The following is a 16474-nucleotide window of genomic DNA, read 5'->3' as shown; positions in this document are numbered from 1 at the left end:
GAATCACTCCTGGATTCAAGCGCTGTTGCTCCACTGCTCAAAAATGAGTAGTCTGAGCGCACGACTCAACCTCTGGCGGGCCGATTAAGTTCAGCCTCAGCCTCAGGTGAAAAAACCGGCCCAATAGCCGGTTTTTTCGTTTTCAAGGATCTGAATTTGTGCGTACCGCTTTTTTCGTAGACGGGTACAACCTCTACTACGGAGCTCTTCACGGCTCGCCCTATAAGTGGCTGGACCTGCCGGCCATCCTCTCCCACATTCTGCAGGCTCAGAACCCGGCCTGTGAAACGGCGTCGGTTCATTACTATACCTCTCCTGTCATTGCTCGACTGGCAACCCGTGGCCAGGCATCCAATGACGCTCAAAGCCGCTATATCCGAGCACTGCAAACAAAAGGGGTCACGGTCGTACTCGGTAATCATCGCCTTGCCAGAGGGTTCGCCCCCAGATTCGTCAAAGGACAAAAAGCGTCACGCTCCGACCAAGTGGCTATCTGGCAGCTTGAGGAAAAAGAGACGGATGTGAACCTGGCACTGGGCATGTATCGAGCGGCCTGCCAAGCAGAGCCGCTACAAATCGGACAAATCGTTCTAGTGTCAGGAGATACCGATCTCGCGCCAGCGTTAGCCGCCATCAGAACAGATTTTGCACAGCTCGCGCTGGGAGTGATCGTGCCCCACAGGAGCGAGAATGGTGAGTTGGCCCGGGAAGCCCCCGGATCACTCAAACTCCATTCGCACTGGATACGCCGATCTATAAGCGATACTGAATTAGCGGCTTGTCAGCTACCGCCAAAAGTCCCGCTACCAAAGAAACCCGCCATCATCAAACCGGACTACTGGTAGCGAGGGCGGCTGGCACTGACAGCCAGGCGCGGAGGCTCTGACCAAGTGTCGAATCAGAAGCGAAACACTTCCATATCCGTACGAATCGGCGAAGCCATCGGGATCTTCGGCTTCTCGGGGCCGGCCTGTTTGGCCGGTGCCGGGGCCACAGCCTTGCGGTTTTCAACCAGCGGCGCTTGATTGGCCAATGGCTTGAGCGCCACGCTCAACTGTTCGGCCAGACGCTGCAACAGCTCGCCCTGGGCCTGGACCTGTGCCGCCGAGGTGCCGGTGTGCTGTTGTTCCAGGTGAACGATACGGTTATCCCGTACCTGTCCACGACGGTCGAGCAAACGCCACTGCGCATCGAGGATCGCCGGTTGATGGGTGCCGGAATCCAGTCGGGTAATCGACAACAACACCTGCACATCCGGGGTGCTCCCGGCAATCGCCGGGGCCAGGACCACGCGCTGGCTGTCCAGGCGCCAGGCCAGCTGGCGAACCAGCAACTGATTGATATCGGACGACAGGCTGCCAGCCCAGCGACCGTCGGTCGCCGCGGTCAGGCTGCCATCAGGTTGGCGCTGCAGCAGGGTTTCGCGTTGCAGGTAATCGGCCAGGGAAATCGGCCCGAGCACCACCGACATCCCCGAGCTCTGCTGAGGCTGGCCCGGCGTGCCGCTGTCCAGCTGATACAAGGACACCGGCTGGTGCACGCTGCAACCGGCCAGGCCGAGCAGGCCCGTCAGCAGCAGAATAAAAGGAAGGCGCAGAACAGTCATCATCCCATCCAGGTGGCCGCCATAAGGCCCTGCCACAGTCTGATCCAAAAATTCGTTCGGGCACGCCGCCACGCGGGTGCCGCAAGTGGCGCATATCATCCGTGAATATGCGCCGTGACTCCAGTGCCGCGGTAGCGATCTTCCTGCTAAAACGCTGAACGAACGCTCTAAACCGCTTTAACTGATACCTTCTACCAATAAGGCGTCAACCCGCTGGAAGCCCCGTGGCAGCTTGTTGCCACGCCGGCCACGCTCGCCCTTGTAGTGCTCCAGGTCATCGGCCTTGAGCGACAAGGTACGCTTGCCCGCCTGCAATACCAGGGTCGCACCGTCCGGAATCACCGCCAGGTCAGTGACGTATTCCTCGCGGCTGGCCACGCGCTCACCGGGAATGCCGATGATCTTGTTGCCCTTGCCCTTGCCCAGTTGCGGCAGGTCGCTGACCTTGAAGATCAACAGCCGGCCCTCGGTGGTCACCGCCGCCAGCCAGTTCTGCTCACGGTCGGCCACCGACTTGGGTGGCATCACCTTGGAGCCGTTGGGCAGACTCAGCAGGGTCTTGCCCGCCTTGTTCTTGGCCTGCAGGTCTTCACCCTTGACCACGAAACCATACCCGGCGTCGGAAGCGATGACATACAAGGCCTCGTCTTCAGGCAGCAGCACGCACTCGAAGCTGGCGCCCGGCGGCGGCGTCAGACGACCGGTCAGCGGCTCGCCCTGACCACGGGCCGAAGGCAAGGTATGGGCCGCCACCGAGTAGCTGCGCCCGGTGGAGTCGATAAACACCGCGAACTGGTTGGAGCGCCCCGCCGCCGAGGTCTTGAAGCCATCACCGGCCTTGTAGGACAGGCCCGTGGCATCAATATCATGGCCTTTTGCACAGCGAACCCAACCTTTTTCCGACAAAACGACCGTTACCGGCTCAGTCGGCATCAGCTCGTTTTCCGACAGGGCCTTGGCTTCGCTACGGGCAACAATCGGCGAGCGACGGTCGTCGCCATAGGTTTGCGCATCAGCCACCAGTTCGGTGCGGACCAGCTTCTTCAACTTGGCTTCGCTGGCCAGCAGCGCTTGCAGCTTGGCCTGTTCCTTGAGCAGCTCATCCTGCTCGTTGCGCAACTTCATCTCTTCCAGGCGCGCCAACTGACGCAAGCGGGTGTCGAGTATGTAGTCGGCCTGGATCTCGCTGAGGTCGAAACGCGCGATCAACTCGGCCCGCGGGTGCTCCGCGGTGCGGATGATATGAATCACTTCATCCAGGTTGAGGTAGGCGATCAGCAAGCCGTCCAACAGGTGCAGGCGCTTCTCGACCTTGTCCAGGCGGAACTTCAGGCGCCGGCGCACGGTGTTGACGCGGAACGACAACCACTCCACCAGCAAGGCGCGCAGGTTCTTCAACTGCGGCTTGCCGTCGAGGCCGATGATGTTGATGTTGACCCGGTAGCTGGACTCAAGATCAGTGGTGGCGAACAGATGCTGCATCAGTTCGTCGAGGTCGATACGGTTCGAGCGCGGGATGATCACGATACGGCACGGGTGCTCGTGGTCGGATTCATCCCGCAGGTCGGCGACCATCGGCAGCTTCTTGGCCTGCATCTGCGCGGCGATCTGTTCCAGCACCTTGGCCCCGGAGACCTGGTGCGGCAGGGCATGCACGACGATATCGCCGTCTTCGATGCGATAGACCGCGCGCATGCGCACCGAGCCACGCCCGGTTTCGTAGATTTTCAGCAGGTCGGCTTGCGGGGTGATGATTTCCGCTTCGGTCGGATAGTCCGGGCCCGGGATGAACTTGCACAGGTCCTCGACGCTGGCGTTGGGCTCATCGAGCAGGTGCACACAGGCGTTGGCCACTTCCCGCAGGTTGTGCGGCGGCACGTCGGTGGCCATGCCCACGGCGATACCGGTGGTGCCGTTGAGCAGGATATTCGGCAAACGCGCCGGCAACACCGCCGGCTCGTCGAGGGTGCCGTCGAAGTTCGGCACCCAGTCCGCGGTGCCCTGGCCCAGTTCGCTGAGCAGCACTTCGGAGTAACGCGACAAGCGCGATTCGGTGTAGCGCATGGCCGCGAAGGACTTCGGATCGTCCGGCGCCCCCCAGTTACCCTGGCCGTCCACCAGGGTATAGCGGTAGCTGAACGGCTGGGCCATCAGCACCATGGCTTCGTAGCAGGCGGAATCGCCGTGGGGGTGGAACTTGCCGAGCACGTCACCGACGGTACGCGCGGACTTCTTGTGCTTGGCGTCGGCATCCAGCCCCAGCTCACTCATGGCGTAGACAATACGCCGCTGTACCGGCTTCAGGCCGTCGCCGATATGGGGCAGCGCACGGTCCATGATCACGTACATGGAGTAGTTGAGGTAGGCCTGTTCGGTGAAGTCAGCCAATGACCGGCGTTCTACGCCATCCAGGCTGAGATCAAGGGAGTCGCTCATGCGGGCCTCATCAGTTCGTTGTCTGGCGCGGCGGTGATAGCGCCGCGCTGGTGAATTCGGGGGTGTTCAACAGGCGCGGGCCCGGCAGCCGTGGTTCGCCGCCGGGACAGCCGCGCATCAGGTCAGGACCTCGGCCAGGTCGCCCTTGGATTCCAGCCAGGTCTTGCGGTCGCCGGCACGTTTCTTCGCCAAAAGCATATCCATCATTTCCGAAGTGGCTTCGAAATCATCCAGGGTCAACTGCACCAGGCGCCGGGTATTCGGATCCATGGTGGTTTCCCGTAGTTGCGGCGGGTTCATCTCACCCAGGCCCTTGAATCGGGTGACCTGGGGTTTGCCGCGCTTCTTCTCCGCCACCAGGCGATCGAGAATACCGTCACGCTCGCCTTCGTCGAGGGCGTAGTAGATTTCCTTGCCCAGGTCGATACGGTACAGCGGCGGCATTGCCACATAGACGTGTCCGGCATCCACCAACGGGCGGAAATGCTGGACGAACAGGGCGCAGAGCAGGGTCGCGATGTGCAGGCCGTCGGAGTCGGCGTCGGCGAGGATGCAGATCTTGCCGTAGCGCAGCTGGCTGATGTCCGCCGCACCCGGATCGACACCGATGGCCACGGCGATGTTGTGCACTTCCTGGCTGGCGAGCACTTCGCTGCCGTCGACTTCCCAGGTATTGAGGATCTTCCCGCGCAACGGCAGGATCGCCTGGAACTCCTTGTCCCGCGCCTGCTTGGCCGAACCGCCGGCGGAATCACCTTCCACCAGGAACAGCTCGGCACGCATCGGGTCCTGCCCGGCACAGTCGGCCAGCTTGCCCGGCAGCGCCGGCCCTTGGGTAACGCGTTTGCGCTCGACCTTCTTGCTCGCCTTCAGGCGCCGGCCGGCGTTGTTGATCGCCAGTTCCGCCAGTTGCATGCCCAGCTCGGGGTTGGCGTTGAGCCACAGGCTGAAGGCGTCCTTGACCACCCCGGAAACGAAGGCGGCGGCTTCGCGGGACGACAGCCGCTCCTTGGTCTGGCCGGAGAACTGCGGCTCTTGCATCTTCATCGACAGGACAAAGGCAATCCGTTCCCAGACGTCTTCCGGCGCCAGCTTCACGCCGCGCGGCAGCAGGCTGCGGAATTCGCAGAACTCGCGCATGGCATCGAGCAGGCCCTGGCGCAAGCCATTGACGTGGGTGCCGCCCTGGGCGGTGGGGATCAGGTTGACGTAGCTTTCCTGGACGCTGTCGCCGCCCTCCGGCAACCACAGCAAGGCCCAGTCCACCGCTTCCTTGTTACCGGCGAGGCTGCCGCAGAACGGCTCGTCCGGCAGGCGCTCGAATTCACTGACCGCATCCACCAGATAGGAACGCAGGCCATCTTCGTAATGCCATTCGACCTTCTCGCCGGTGGCCTTGTCCTCGAAGCTGACCAGCAGCCCCGGGCACAGTACCGCCTTGGCCTTGAGCACGTGCTTGAGGCGGCTGACGGAAAATTTCGGCGAATCGAAATACTTCGGGTCCGGCGCAAAGTACACGCTGGTGCCGGTGTTGCGCTTGCCGACGGTGCCGACCACTTCCAGCTCGGTGGCCTTGTAGCCATCGGCGAAGGTCATCTGGTATTCGTTGCCGTCGCGCTTGACCCGGACCCGCACCTGGGTCGACAAGGCGTTGACCACGGAAATCCCCACGCCGTGCAGGCCGCCGGAGAACTGGTAGTTCTTGTTGGAGAACTTGCCGCCGGCGTGGAGCTTGGTGAGGATCAGCTCGACGCCCGACACCCCCTCTTCCGGATGAATGTCCACCGGCATGCCGCGACCGTCGTCGGAGACTTCCAGGGAGTGGTCAGCGTGGAGGATCACCTGTACCGATTTCGCATGCCCGGCCAAGGCTTCGTCGACACTGTTGTCGATGACTTCCTGGGCAAGGTGGTTCGGCCGACTGGTGTCGGTGTACATGCCCGGGCGTTTGCGCACCGGGTCGAGGCCCGAGAGGACTTCGATGGCGTCTGCGTTATAAGAGCTAGCGCTGGGAGTGGCCATGGGGTCTCGTCGTCAGTCGTCTGTGAATAGGGGTCATTCTCGGGCTCCGCGCCTCAGGGCATCAGAGCTGCGAGAAATCGATCGCCTGGTATGTATCGGCACCGATGCCGGCAAAGCTGAGCAAGGCCGGCAATTGTTCGGCAAAGCCCTGGAAACTATGATCGCCGCCGGCCTGGATACGCAAGGCACAGGCCCGGTAATACTGCTGGGCGGCGCGATAGTCCAGGGTTTCGTCGGCGGTCTGCAGCCAGACCTGGAAACGTTGCGGGTCCTGGGGCGCCGGGACTTCCAGCTCGGCCAGGGCCGTCACGTGATCGAGGGTCAGGTCCCAGGTTTCGCCACTGTAGAGGTTCTGCTGGGGACCGAGGAAGCCGTCGAACATCCGGTGCGGCGCCACCGCCGGGTTGACCAGCAACGCCTTCAGCCCATGGCGCTCGGCCAGGCACGTCGCATAGTAGCCGCCGAGCGAGCTGCCGACCAGCAGTGGACGACCGAGTTCGGCAATCGCCGCTTCCAGCTGCGGTATCGCCTGGCGCGGATGATGATGCAGGGCCGGTACCCGCAGCTGCGCTTCCAGGCCCAGGCGCTCCATCAGTTGGATCAACTGAGTGGCCTTCTTCGACAGCGGAGAGCTGTTGAAACCGTGGATATACAGGATCGAACCGGACATGTGAGCGTTCTCCATTGGCAGGCTCCCGCACACAGGAGCCGGGCACCGCACAGGCAAAGACGCGCAGTTTAGCCTGACTCCGGCGCGCTGACTCGCCCTGAGACGTTTCCTACCCATTAAGAAGAAGTGATCAGTAGCCGGTGCCGCCGTAGTCGACCTCGAAATCGAAGCCGCGGACCCGGGAAATCGCCGTCTCCAGCCGTCCGTCCGAATGCAGGCGCAGCCAGCGATAGCCCGGTGACTTGTCGTCGACCTTGAAATCCTCGCTACCCGGCGCGAACTGCACGCAGGTAGAAGGCGACGCCAGCAGGCGTACGCCGTTGCGCTCGCGGTCCAGTTCCTGGTGGATATGCCCCCAGAGCAGCGCGCGAACCTGGGGAAAGCGGTCGAGCACGGCGAACAGAGCCTCCGGATTGCGCAGGCCGATGGGCTCCATCCAGGCACAATCGATGGAAATCGGATGATGGTGGAAACACACCAGGTGATGGCGCTGCGGCGCTTCGCTCAGGGCTTGCGCGAGCAACTGCAGCTGTTCGTCCTGCAGATAGCCGGGGACCGAGCCCGGTACGGCGGAATCCAGCAGGGTAATCCGCCAGTTGCCGATATCCACCACCGGCTCAAGCAGATCGCTGTGGTGAGCGGCCTCGGCCATTTCCCGCAACTCGTCGTGATTGCCGGGCAGCCAGCGCGCCGGTGCGTCGATCGCCTCGCTCAACTCACGGAACTGCCGATAGGACGCCACCGTACCGTCCTGGGACAGGTCACCCGTGGCCAGCAGCAGGTCGACAGCAGGCTGCTCCGCCAGCACGCAATCGATCACCCGTTGCAGGCTGTCCCGGGTATTCATGCCCAGCAACGTGCCGTCCGCCTCGGCAAACAGATGGCTGTCGGACAGCTGCACCAGCAACACGGCGTCCGCGGGGGTCGACTGAATGGATTCGCTCGGCAAGAGGCTCTCCTGCAAAATGCTGAGGGGTCGTTCTGCACGCTTCGCTCGGAAAGCGCGCCGCAGGCAATTATGGTCGGGGAATCGGCAAAGAGGAAATGGGTGAAACGGACACACTTCACATTTAACCGGATACAACCTAGCGAATCGCCTCGAACTCATGGCCGCAGGCCAGGCAATGACTCAGCCACTCCCCGAGAAACACATTGAGCTGGGCTTTTTCGTCCGGCTGGTGCATGGCCGAGTTCGGATACGGATAGATACTGCGAAAACGCCGGGCATGTTCGGCGCTGATCACCTCGGCCATGCGCGCGTCGTGGTAGACCTGTACCTGCAACTGCGGCACCGGCAACCACGGCAGGCTGTGTTCCTGGCGCACCAGCAAGGTGGTGGTGTAGGGATTGTCCTGCAACACCTCCAGCGCCAGCACGCCGAGCATCTGCTCGCCCTGGGTCATGGCAATGCGCCGCGCGCGCTGCTGCTCGCGCATCTGCGGCAGCAACCGCATGAGGCGCGCATAGTTGGCCTCGCAGGCCGCTTGCAGCCCCACCAGGTCAACCCGATAACGTTCGCGCAACAGACTTACGACCATAGCCCCCTCACTTCAGCGCGGTTCAACGCCAGCCATTGCAAGGCAATGATCGACGCCGCGTTGGCAATTCGCCCATCGCGCACGGCTTGCAGGGCGTCTTCGAACGCCCAGACCGTGGCACGGATATCTTCATTTTCTTCCGGCAACCCGTACAGGCCGCCAGCCCCTTGGGTGTCGCAACGCCCCAGGTACAGATGCACCAATTCGTTGCTGCCCCCCGGCGACGGAAAGTACCGGGAGATCGGCCACAGGGCCGTCAGGTTCAGGTCAGCTTCCTCCTGTGCCTCGCGGTGGGCAACCTCTTCCGGTTGTTCGTCCTTGTCGATCAGACCGGCGACCAGCTCGATCATCCAGGGATTCTCCGCCTTGCCCATGGCGCCGACCCGGAACTGCTCCAGCAACAGCACTTCATCGCGCCGGGCATCGTAGGGCAAGACACACACGGCATCGTGCCGGACAAAGACTTCGCGATTGATCGTATTGCCCATGCCGCCGTCAAACAGTTCATGGCGCAGGTGCAGGCGATCGAGCCGATAGAAGCCCTTGAAGCAGTTCTCCCGGAGGATGACCTCGACCGTGGTCGGGCTGGTCCTGGTGCTGTCCGTCATCATGTTCCCCATTGTGATAGCAGCGAGGCTTTCCCTCGACTTCGCGCCATCCTAACGCGCCGAAGTGCCATGATGCAGCCCTTTCCCCTCGCCGGGATAGACGGGCGCCCCTGAAACCTACTCTAATTAGCGTAGTGGCGAACCGAGTACGCCGCTGACAGTCGAAGCACGATCACTTGACCTTTCTTTCGCTGACGAAGGACACCCATGTCGTTTTTTAAAATCGCCGCGCTGACGCTCATCGCCCTGACCCTGGGCGCCTGCCAGAGCCTGTTCCAGCCAAGCCTGAAGACCCCGCTGAGCGTCAAGAGCGACGCTTCCGAACAGGTCAAGCCGGGCTGCAGCAATCCGGACTGCCCGCTGGTGAATATCAATACCGTGCATTTCCCCGATGAGCCGCAACTGGACGCAGCGGTGGAGCGGGCGTTGCTGCAGATGGGCCGGACCTCGCCCGAGGCGCCGCTGCCGACTTCGCTCAAGCTCTATCGGGAACAATTCCTCGCCACCGCCGAAAGCGGCCACAGCAGCTACCTGGAGGCCAAGGTACGTGAGCAGCATGACGGCTTGGTGATCGTCGAACTCGCCAGCTACCTGGATGATGGTGCCGAGCACGGCATGCCGGGGCGCGGCTTCCTCACCTGGTCGCGCCAGGATCACAAGGCCCTGAGCTTGCAGGACATGCTGCTGCCCGGCCAGGAAGAGACATTCTGGAAGCTGGCCAAGGTCGCCCATAACAACTGGCAGATCAACAACCGGCTGGACCAGGACTTCATTGCGTCCTGGCCCTTCCGGCAAACCCCGAACGTCACCCTGGCCAGCGACGGCGTGATCCTCAAGTACAACGTGACGACCATCGCCCCCTACGCCATGGGCCTGATCGAAATGAGCATTCCCTACCAGCGCCTCAACGGCGTGCTCAAGCCCGAGCTGTTCCCCGCCCGACGTTGAATGCACGACCGAGCAAGCCTTGCAGCAGCCCTGCCACCACCAGTGACGGCAGGGTTGCGCCCAGCTCCGGATGGAAATTGGCCAGCAGGTGGTAGGTCGACACACCGCCCAACCAGGCCAGCAGTGCCGGCCAGCGCAACAGCGACGAGGCGCCCGCGGCACTGCGTCCACGCAGGATGAAGTGATCCACCAGCACCACGCCGAACAGCGGCGCGAACACCGAACCGATCAGCAACAGGAAGTTCTGGTATTGCGCCAAGGGTGCGAAGCAGGCGATGAGGGTGCAAAGCACACCGATGGCCAGGGCCAGGTGCTCGACCTTCCAGCGCAGCAGGATGCCGCTGGAGACCGCCGCCGAGTGGATATCGGCAAAGGCGTTTTCCGACTCGTCGAGCAGGATCAGCAACAGCGGGATCCCCAACCCGGCACCGGCCAGGGCCAGCAGCAAGGCATTGGTTTCACCGCTGGGAGCGAACGCCAGGGTGTAGGCCACGCCCAGGCTCATCAGCCAGAAGTTGCCGATCAGAAAGCCCAGCGCCGTGCCGCCGAACACGCTTTTCGCGCGCTTGCCGAAACGCGAGTAGTCGGCGATCAGCGGCAACCAGGACAGCGGCATGGCAATGGCGATATCGAAGCCCACGGCAAACGGCATCGAGCCATCACCGCCCTGCGCCCACAGCGCCGCCAGGTCGGCCTTGGCGAAGAGGTTCCAGGTCAGCCACAAGCAGGCCGCCAGTAGCAGCCAGATACCCCATTTGCGCAGGATCTTGCGCACGAAGGTCAGTGGACCGCTGACCGCCAGCAGGGTCGCCAGCGCGCCGAACACCAGGGTCCAGAGCAGCGGGTTGGCCAGCAGGCTGCCCTCGCTGAACGCCCGGGCGCCCAACAGGCTCGCCGCATCGCGCATGACGATGATTTCGAACGCGCCCCAACCCACCAGTTGCAGCAGGTTGAGCAGCGCCGGCAGGCTGGCGCCGTAGTGGCCGAGGCTGAGCTTCAGCGCGGCCATGGAGGCAAGGCCGGTGTCGCTGCCGATCACGCCGACGGCGGCCAGCAGCAGGACACCGACCACGGTGCCGAGGAGGATCGCCAGCAACGAACCGGACAGGCCCAGGCCCGGTGCCAGCAAGGCACCGGTTTGCAGGACCATCAGGCCGATGCCGAGGGAAAACCACAGGGAGAACAGATCGCGCGCGCCGAACACACGCTTGTCGGCGGGGACCGCGAGATCGGGGGAGTAGGTGCTGGGAGTGTTCAAGAGTGTTGGCCCAAGGGAAGGAGATAGGTGTTTTTATCGTGAGAGCGTCCTTGCCCGTGCTATTGCTTTCGCGGGCAAGCTCCGCTCCCACAGTTTTCCGTCGAGCACAAAACCCAGGCTCGACTCAAATCCTGTGGGAGCGGAGCTTGCCCGCGAAGAGGCCCTTACAAGCGCCCGGTTACCTCAGACCGCATCAGACCTTCTGGTACAACTGGCTACCTTCGCGTTTGAAGCGCTCCGCCTGCTCCGCCATGCCCTGCGCCGCCTCCACATCGACCGCTTCGATCCGCTGGTTGGCCGCGTATTCACGGACTTCCTGGGTAATCTTCATCGAGCAGAACTTCGGCCCGCACATCGAGCAGAAATGCGCGACCTTGGCCGAATCCTTCGGCAGGGTCTCGTCGTGGTAGGCCCGTGCGGTATCCGGGTCCAGGCCCAGGTTGAACTGGTCTTCCCAACGGAACTCGAAGCGCGCCTTGCTCAAGGCGTTGTCGCGGATCTGCGCGCCCGGGTGACCCTTGGCAAGGTCGGCGGCATGGGCGGCGATCTTGTAGGTGATGATCCCGGTCTTCACGTCATCCTTGTTCGGCAGGCCCAGGTGCTCCTTGGGCGTGACGTAGCAGAGCATGGCGCAACCGAACCAGCCGATCATCGCCGCACCGATACCGGAGGTGATGTGGTCGTAGCCCGGCGCAATGTCAGTGGTCAGCGGGCCAAGGGTGTAGAACGGCGCCTCGTCGCAGCACTCCAGCTGCTTGTCCATGTTCTCCTTGATCAACTGCATCGGCACATGCCCCGGGCCTTCGATCATGCACTGCACGTCGTGCTTCCAGGCGATCTTGGTCAACTCGCCCAAGGTCTCCAGCTCGCCGAACTGCGCTTCGTCGTTGGCGTCGGCAATCGAACCCGGACGCAGGCCGTCGCCCAGCGAGAAGCTGACGTCGTAGGCCTTCATGATTTCGCAGATTTCGTCGAAATGGGTGTAGAGGAAGTTCTCTTTATGATGCGCCAGGCACCACTTGGCCATGATCGAACCGCCACGGGAAACGATCCCGGTGACGCGCTTGGCGGTCATCGGCACGTAGCGCAGCAGTACGCCGGCGTGGATGGTGAAGTAGTCGACGCCCTGCTCGGCCTGTTCGATCAGGGTGTCGCGGAACAGCTCCCAGGTCAGGTCCTCGGCCACGCCATTGACCTTCTCCAGGGCCTGGTAGATCGGCACGGTACCGATCGGCACCGGCGAGTTGCGGATGATCCACTCGCGGGTTTCATGGATGTGCTTGCCGGTGGACAGGTCCATGACCGTGTCCGAGCCCCAGCGGATGCCCCAGGTCAGCTTGGCCACTTCTTCCTCGATGGAAGAACCCAGGGCGCTGTTGCCGATATTGCCGTTGATCTTCACCAGGAAGTTGCGGCCGATGATCATCGGCTCCAACTCCACGTGGTTGATGTTGGCCGGGATGATCGCGCGACCGCGGGCGATTTCCTCGCGGACGAATTCGGCGGTGATCTGTTTCGGGATGCTCGCACCGAAACTGTGGCCCGGGTGCTGTTGCTTGAGCAGGCCGGCGGCGCGGGCTTCCTCCAGCTTGAGGTTCTCGCGGATGGCGACGTATTCCATCTCGGCGGTGATGATGCCCTGGCGCGCGTAGTGCATCTGGCTGACGTTGGCGCCGGCCTTGGCCCGACGCGGATTGTGCACATGGGCGAAACGCAGCTTGGTCAGCTCCGGGTCAGCGAGGCGCTGCTGACCGAAGTTCGAACTCAGCCCGGTCAGGCGTTCGGTGTCGCCACGGCTGTCGATCCAGGCCGAGCGCACATCGCCCAGGCCCTTGCGCACGTCGATGATCACGTTCGGATCGGTGTAGGGACCGGAGGTGTCGTAGACCAGCACCGGGGCGTTGACCTCGCCGCCGAAGTCGGTCGGCGTGATATCCAGGCTGATTTCGCGCATCGGCACACGGATATCCGGGCGCGAGCCCTGCACGTAGATTTTCTGCGAACGGGTAAAAGGCTGTACCGACTGCTCGTCGACCTTGGCTGAATCGCTGAGGTTGGCGGCATCTTTTAATTTTGTACTCATCACGGCTCTCCAGACGGTATCCAGGGGGATTGTCGGGACGAACCTGAAAGGCACGGACACACCAGGGCTGGTGCTGTGCTCGGTGCTCGTGAAGGCCGTTCGATTGTCGAACAACATCCCGGACGGAGCACAAGAGGACTCGCCGGGGGACGAGAAATCTTGTTCCCTACGCAGGCGCTAACCTGATCAGGTTCAACGGGATCCGGAATTATCCGATCTCAGCCTCATAGCAAGGCACCCCGACAAGAACAAGCCGAGTGTAGAGAAGACTGCGACATAATGCCATCTCCCCCTTATTCGTCTGGATAAATGGCAGATATACAGGATTGTTGCCGACCCGCCCCCGGCACTACACTCGCTACTTCTTGACGCTGGGCAGGCCGGGCAGTAGCCTCGGCCATCGAATTACCACCGTAATATTTACTCTAGGAACTGCCTCATGCTGCGCAAACTTTCACTGGCCCTGGCCGTGTCTTGTGCGACCAACGGACTGGTCTGGGCAGCTGAAACGCCCCTGACGGCCAAGACCGATCTGGTCAGCGTGTACCAGGAAGCCGTGGGCAACAACGCCGACCTGGCCGCCGCCCGCGCCAACTATGACGCGCAAAAGGAAGTCGTGCCCCAGGCCCGGGCCGGCCTGCTGCCGAACCTGTCGGCCGGCGCCAGTACGAACAATGTCCAGACCTCCATCGACCAGCCGTCGATGAACCTCAACCGCAGCGCCACGACCTACCAGGCGACCCTGTCCCAGCCGCTGTTCCGGGCCGACCGCTGGTTCCAGTACCAGGCCGCCAAGGACGTCAACGAGCAGGCCGCCCTGCAACTCTCGGCGACCGAGCAGAACCTGATCCTGCAAAGCGCCGAAAGCTATTTCGCGGTACTGCGCGCCCAGGACACCCTGGCCTCGACCAAAGCCGAGGAAGCAGCGTTCAAGCGCCAGCTCGACCAGTCCAACGAGCGCTTCGACGTCGGCCTGTCGGACAAGACCGACGTGCTGCAATCCCAGGCCAGCTACGACACCTCGCGGGCCAACCGGATCGCTGCCCAGCGCTCGGTGGAGGATGCCTTCGAAGCCCTGATCACCCTGACCAACCGTCAGTACAACTCGATCCAGGGCATCGTCCACACCTTGCCGGTGCTGGCGCCGACCCCGAATGACGCCAAGGCCTGGGTCGACACCGCGGCCCGGCAGAACCTCAACCTGTTGGCGAGCAACTACGCCGTCAGCGCCGCCGAGGAAACCCTCAAGCAGCGCAAGGCCGGCCATGCCCCGACCCTCGACGCGGTGGCCAAGTACGAGGCCGGCGACAACGACGGTTTCGGCCTGGGCAACCCCAATGCGCTGGGTCAGAGTTATGCCGGACCGGTGAAGCAGACCACCATCGGCCTGCAATTGAGCGTGCCGCTCTACAGTGGCGGCCTGACCAGCTCGCAAGTGCGTGAATCCACTTCGCGCCTGAGCCAGACCGAGCAGCAGCGTGAAGCCCTGCGTCGCCAGGTGGTGGAAAACACCCGCAACCTGCATCGTGCGGTGAACACCGATGTGGAACAGGTGCAGGCGCGCAAGCAGTCGATCATCTCCAACCAGAGTGCGCTGGAAGCGACCGAAATCGGTTATCAGGTGGGGACGCGCAATATCGTCGATGTGCTGGATGCCCAGCGTCAGCTGTACACCTCGGTGCGCGACTACAACAACACCCGCTATGACTACATTCTCGACAACCTGCGCCTGAAGCAGGCGGCGGGCACCTTGAACCCGGGCGACCTGAGCGACCTGCAGCGCTACCTGAAGGCCGACTACAACCCGGACAAGGACTTCCTGCCACCGGATCTGGCGAAGGCGGCCGCGGCCAATCTCAAGGGCAATCCAAAGTATTGATCGGAACCTTGAGAACGCCACGAAACCTGTAGGAGCAGGGCTTGCCCGCGAAGCTTTTGGCGCCAGTGAGGCCCTCTTCGCGGGCAAGCCCTGCTCCTACAGGACGTATTGCGGCCACAAAATCGTGTTCATCCTTGATTGAGGTTCTAGCGCGACAACAAACGCCCCAACCCATCCAACAAAAGCTGCAACGCGCCCTGGTTGGCCCGCATCACCTTCAGCCCCGCCTCACCCATCTTCTGCGCATCCCGCGGCAATTCGAACAGGCGCTGCACCGCCACCGCCAGGCCTTCGGCATCCTCCACTTCCTGCAACGCTCCCGCTTCACGCATCAACGCAGCGATCTCGAGGAAGTTGAACAGGTGCGGCCCGCTCAACACCGGCTTGCACAGCGCCGCCGGCTCCAGCAGGTTATGCCCGCCGTTGGGCACCAGGCTGCCGCCGACGAACGCGCTGTCAGCCAAGGCGTAGAGAAACAGCAGCTCGCCCATGGTGTCACCGAGCAACACCGAGGTTTGCGCACTGACAGGCTCGCCGCTGGAACGCCGTACCGTCGAAAAACCCTGCTCCTGGCACAAGGCGAACACGCTGTCGAAGCGCTCCGGGTGACGCGGCACCAGGATCAGCAAGGCGTTCGGATAGTTGCCCAACAATTGCCGATGGGCCGCCAGCACCACCGCGTCCTCACCTTCATGGGTGCTCGCGGCGATCCACACCGGCCGCTCCTGTGCCTGCCATTGCCCACGCAGCTCGGCGGCGCGCACCAGCAGTTGCGGGTCGATGCTCAAATCGAACTTGATCGAGCCGGTCACCTCGACGCATTCAGGCCGCGCACCCAGTTGCCGGAAACGCTCGGCTTCGGCCTCGGTCTGCACGGCAATCAGGCTCATTTCCTCCAGCATAGGCCGGGTCAGGCGGGCGAATCGGCCATAACCTTTAGCCGAACGCGCCGACAATCGCGCATTGGCCAGCGCCACCGGAATCCCGCGCCTGGCGCACTGATGGATATGGTTGGGCCACAGCTCGGTCTCCATGATTACCGCCAGCTTTGGCCGCGCCGCCTCGAGAAAACGCGCCGCCGCCCACGGCAAGTCGTAAGGCAGGTAGCAATGCTGAATGCGCGGCTCGTCGGCGAACAGCGCCTTGATCCGCTCGGAACCGGTGGGCGTCATGCAGGTGACCGTGATCGGCAGTTGCGGATACTTCGCCAGCAAGGCGCGAATCATCGGCGCGGCGGCAATACTCTCGCCAACCGACACGGCGTGCACCCAGATCCCGTCCGGGCGCAATGTCGGCAGGCCACGGGCAAAGCGCTCGCCGACCCGCCGGGCATAAGCCGGCGCCTTGCGCGCCCGCAGCCATAGACGCAACGCCACCAGCGGCAGCCCCAGATGAAACAAAAAACTGTAGAGAGTTCTATTCATGG

13 protein-coding genes and 1 riboswitch are annotated in these 16474 nt (G+C 62.8%); of the genes, 3 read left to right on the top strand and 10 right to left on the bottom strand.

All coding sequences use genetic code 11. The features are described 5' to 3' along the window. Window positions 1–158: 158 nt before the first annotated feature. Window positions 159–845, top strand: a complete 687-nt coding sequence (locus M5C71_RS13150) for an NYN domain-containing protein (protein WP_103496870.1) — start codon at window positions 159–161, stop codon at window positions 843–845. Window positions 846–898: 53 nt separating this feature from the next. Here M5C71_RS13150 and M5C71_RS13145 read toward each other — a convergent pair whose 3' ends face one another. The 7 genes from M5C71_RS13145 to M5C71_RS13115 form a co-directional block, all read right to left on the bottom strand. Further along, window positions 899–1606 carry a PqiC family protein gene (locus M5C71_RS13145; protein WP_248767996.1) on the bottom strand — a complete coding sequence of 236 codons (708 nt, stop codon included), beginning with the start codon at window positions 1604–1606 and terminating at the stop codon, window positions 899–901. A 177-nt stretch (window positions 1607–1783) separates the two neighbouring features. Beyond that, window positions 1784–4042, bottom strand: coding sequence for a DNA topoisomerase IV subunit A (gene parC / locus M5C71_RS13140; protein WP_248767995.1), 2259 nt, complete (start codon window positions 4040–4042; stop codon window positions 1784–1786). Between the two features lie 117 nt (window positions 4043–4159). Further along, window positions 4160–6064, bottom strand: coding sequence for a DNA topoisomerase IV subunit B (gene parE / locus M5C71_RS13135; RefSeq protein WP_103496873.1), 1905 nt, complete (start codon window positions 6062–6064; stop codon window positions 4160–4162). Between the two features lie 61 nt (window positions 6065–6125). After that, window positions 6126–6734, bottom strand: a complete 609-nt coding sequence (locus tag M5C71_RS13130; protein ID WP_152737701.1) for a YqiA/YcfP family alpha/beta fold hydrolase — start codon at window positions 6732–6734, stop codon at window positions 6126–6128. 130 nt (window positions 6735–6864) lie between these two features. Then, on the bottom strand, window positions 6865–7683 hold the full coding sequence (gene cpdA, locus M5C71_RS13125; RefSeq protein WP_103496875.1) for a 3',5'-cyclic-AMP phosphodiesterase: 819 nt from the start codon (window positions 7681–7683) through the stop codon (window positions 6865–6867). A 136-nt stretch (window positions 7684–7819) separates the two neighbouring features. After that, window positions 7820–8272 carry a DUF1249 domain-containing protein gene (locus M5C71_RS13120; protein ID WP_103496876.1) on the bottom strand — a complete coding sequence of 151 codons (453 nt, stop codon included), beginning with the start codon at window positions 8270–8272 and terminating at the stop codon, window positions 7820–7822. Beyond that, window positions 8263–8880, bottom strand: a complete 618-nt coding sequence (locus M5C71_RS13115) for an NUDIX domain-containing protein (RefSeq protein WP_103496879.1) — start codon at window positions 8878–8880, stop codon at window positions 8263–8265. The genes M5C71_RS13120 and M5C71_RS13115 overlap by 10 nt, the downstream gene beginning before the upstream one ends. 207 nt (window positions 8881–9087) lie before the next feature. On the opposite strand from M5C71_RS13115, the gene M5C71_RS13110 reads away from it, so the two are divergent. Then, complete coding sequence (locus M5C71_RS13110) at window positions 9088–9828, top strand: RsiV family protein (protein ID WP_103496877.1); 741 nt, start codon at window positions 9088–9090, stop codon at window positions 9826–9828. On the opposite strand, the gene cytX is transcribed toward M5C71_RS13110, so the two are convergent. Both cytX and thiC read right to left on the bottom strand, forming a co-directional pair. Then, window positions 9797–11086 (bottom strand): putative hydroxymethylpyrimidine transporter CytX, encoded by a 1290-nt coding sequence (cytX, locus tag M5C71_RS13105; protein ID WP_248767994.1) that lies wholly within the window; start codon window positions 11084–11086, stop codon window positions 9797–9799. The genes M5C71_RS13110 and cytX overlap by 32 nt on opposite strands. A gap of 193 nt (window positions 11087–11279) precedes the next feature. Then, complete coding sequence (gene thiC / locus M5C71_RS13100) at window positions 11280–13169, bottom strand: phosphomethylpyrimidine synthase ThiC (protein WP_103498049.1); 1890 nt, start codon at window positions 13167–13169, stop codon at window positions 11280–11282. Window positions 13170–13315: 146 nt separating this feature from the next. Then, window positions 13316–13421, bottom strand: a riboswitch (TPP riboswitch). A gap of 187 nt (window positions 13422–13608) precedes the next feature. Between thiC and M5C71_RS13095 the strand changes: the two genes are divergently transcribed. Further along, window positions 13609–15048, top strand: coding sequence for a TolC family outer membrane protein (locus M5C71_RS13095; protein WP_103498048.1), 1440 nt, complete (start codon window positions 13609–13611; stop codon window positions 15046–15048). Between the two features lie 146 nt (window positions 15049–15194). Here the strand turns inward: M5C71_RS13095 and waaA are convergent, their stop codons facing one another. Next, window positions 15195–16472, bottom strand: coding sequence for a lipid IV(A) 3-deoxy-D-manno-octulosonic acid transferase (gene waaA / locus M5C71_RS13090; protein WP_248767993.1), 1278 nt, complete (start codon window positions 16470–16472; stop codon window positions 15195–15197). Between the last annotated feature and the right edge of the window lie 2 nt (window positions 16473–16474).

Source organism: Pseudomonas sp. MWU12-2345 (genome assembly GCF_023242385.1).
GTDB lineage: Bacteria > Pseudomonadota > Gammaproteobacteria > Pseudomonadales > Pseudomonadaceae > Aquipseudomonas > Aquipseudomonas gingeri_D.
Note: the sequence above shows the minus strand (reverse complement) of the source record. Positions and strands in the feature narration are given on the sequence as shown.

Excerpts from the sequence above, each read along its gene's own strand:
- M5C71_RS13145 (WP_248767996.1), bottom strand. The coding sequence starts at position 1,606 with ATGACTGTTCTGCGCCTTCCTTTTATTCTGCTGCTGACGGGCCTGCTC.
- parC (WP_248767995.1), bottom strand. The coding sequence starts at position 4,042 with ATGAGCGACTCCCTTGATCTCAGCCTGGATGGCGTAGAACGCCGGTCA.
- parE (WP_103496873.1), bottom strand. The coding sequence starts at position 6,064 with ATGGCCACTCCCAGCGCTAGCTCTTATAACGCAGACGCCATCGAAGTC.
- M5C71_RS13130 (WP_152737701.1), bottom strand. The coding sequence starts at position 6,734 with ATGTCCGGTTCGATCCTGTATATCCACGGTTTCAACAGCTCTCCGCTG.
- M5C71_RS13120 (WP_103496876.1), bottom strand. The coding sequence starts at position 8,272 with ATGGTCGTAAGTCTGTTGCGCGAACGTTATCGGGTTGACCTGGTGGGG.
- M5C71_RS13115 (WP_103496879.1), bottom strand. The coding sequence starts at position 8,880 with ATGACGGACAGCACCAGGACCAGCCCGACCACGGTCGAGGTCATCCTC.
- M5C71_RS13110 (WP_103496877.1), top strand. The coding sequence starts at position 9,088 with ATGTCGTTTTTTAAAATCGCCGCGCTGACGCTCATCGCCCTGACCCTG.
- thiC (WP_103498049.1), bottom strand. The coding sequence starts at position 13,169 with ATGAGTACAAAATTAAAAGATGCCGCCAACCTCAGCGATTCAGCCAAG.
- M5C71_RS13095 (WP_103498048.1), top strand. The coding sequence starts at position 13,609 with ATGCTGCGCAAACTTTCACTGGCCCTGGCCGTGTCTTGTGCGACCAAC.
- waaA (WP_248767993.1), bottom strand. The coding sequence starts at position 16,472 with ATGAATAGAACTCTCTACAGTTTTTTGTTTCATCTGGGGCTGCCGCTG.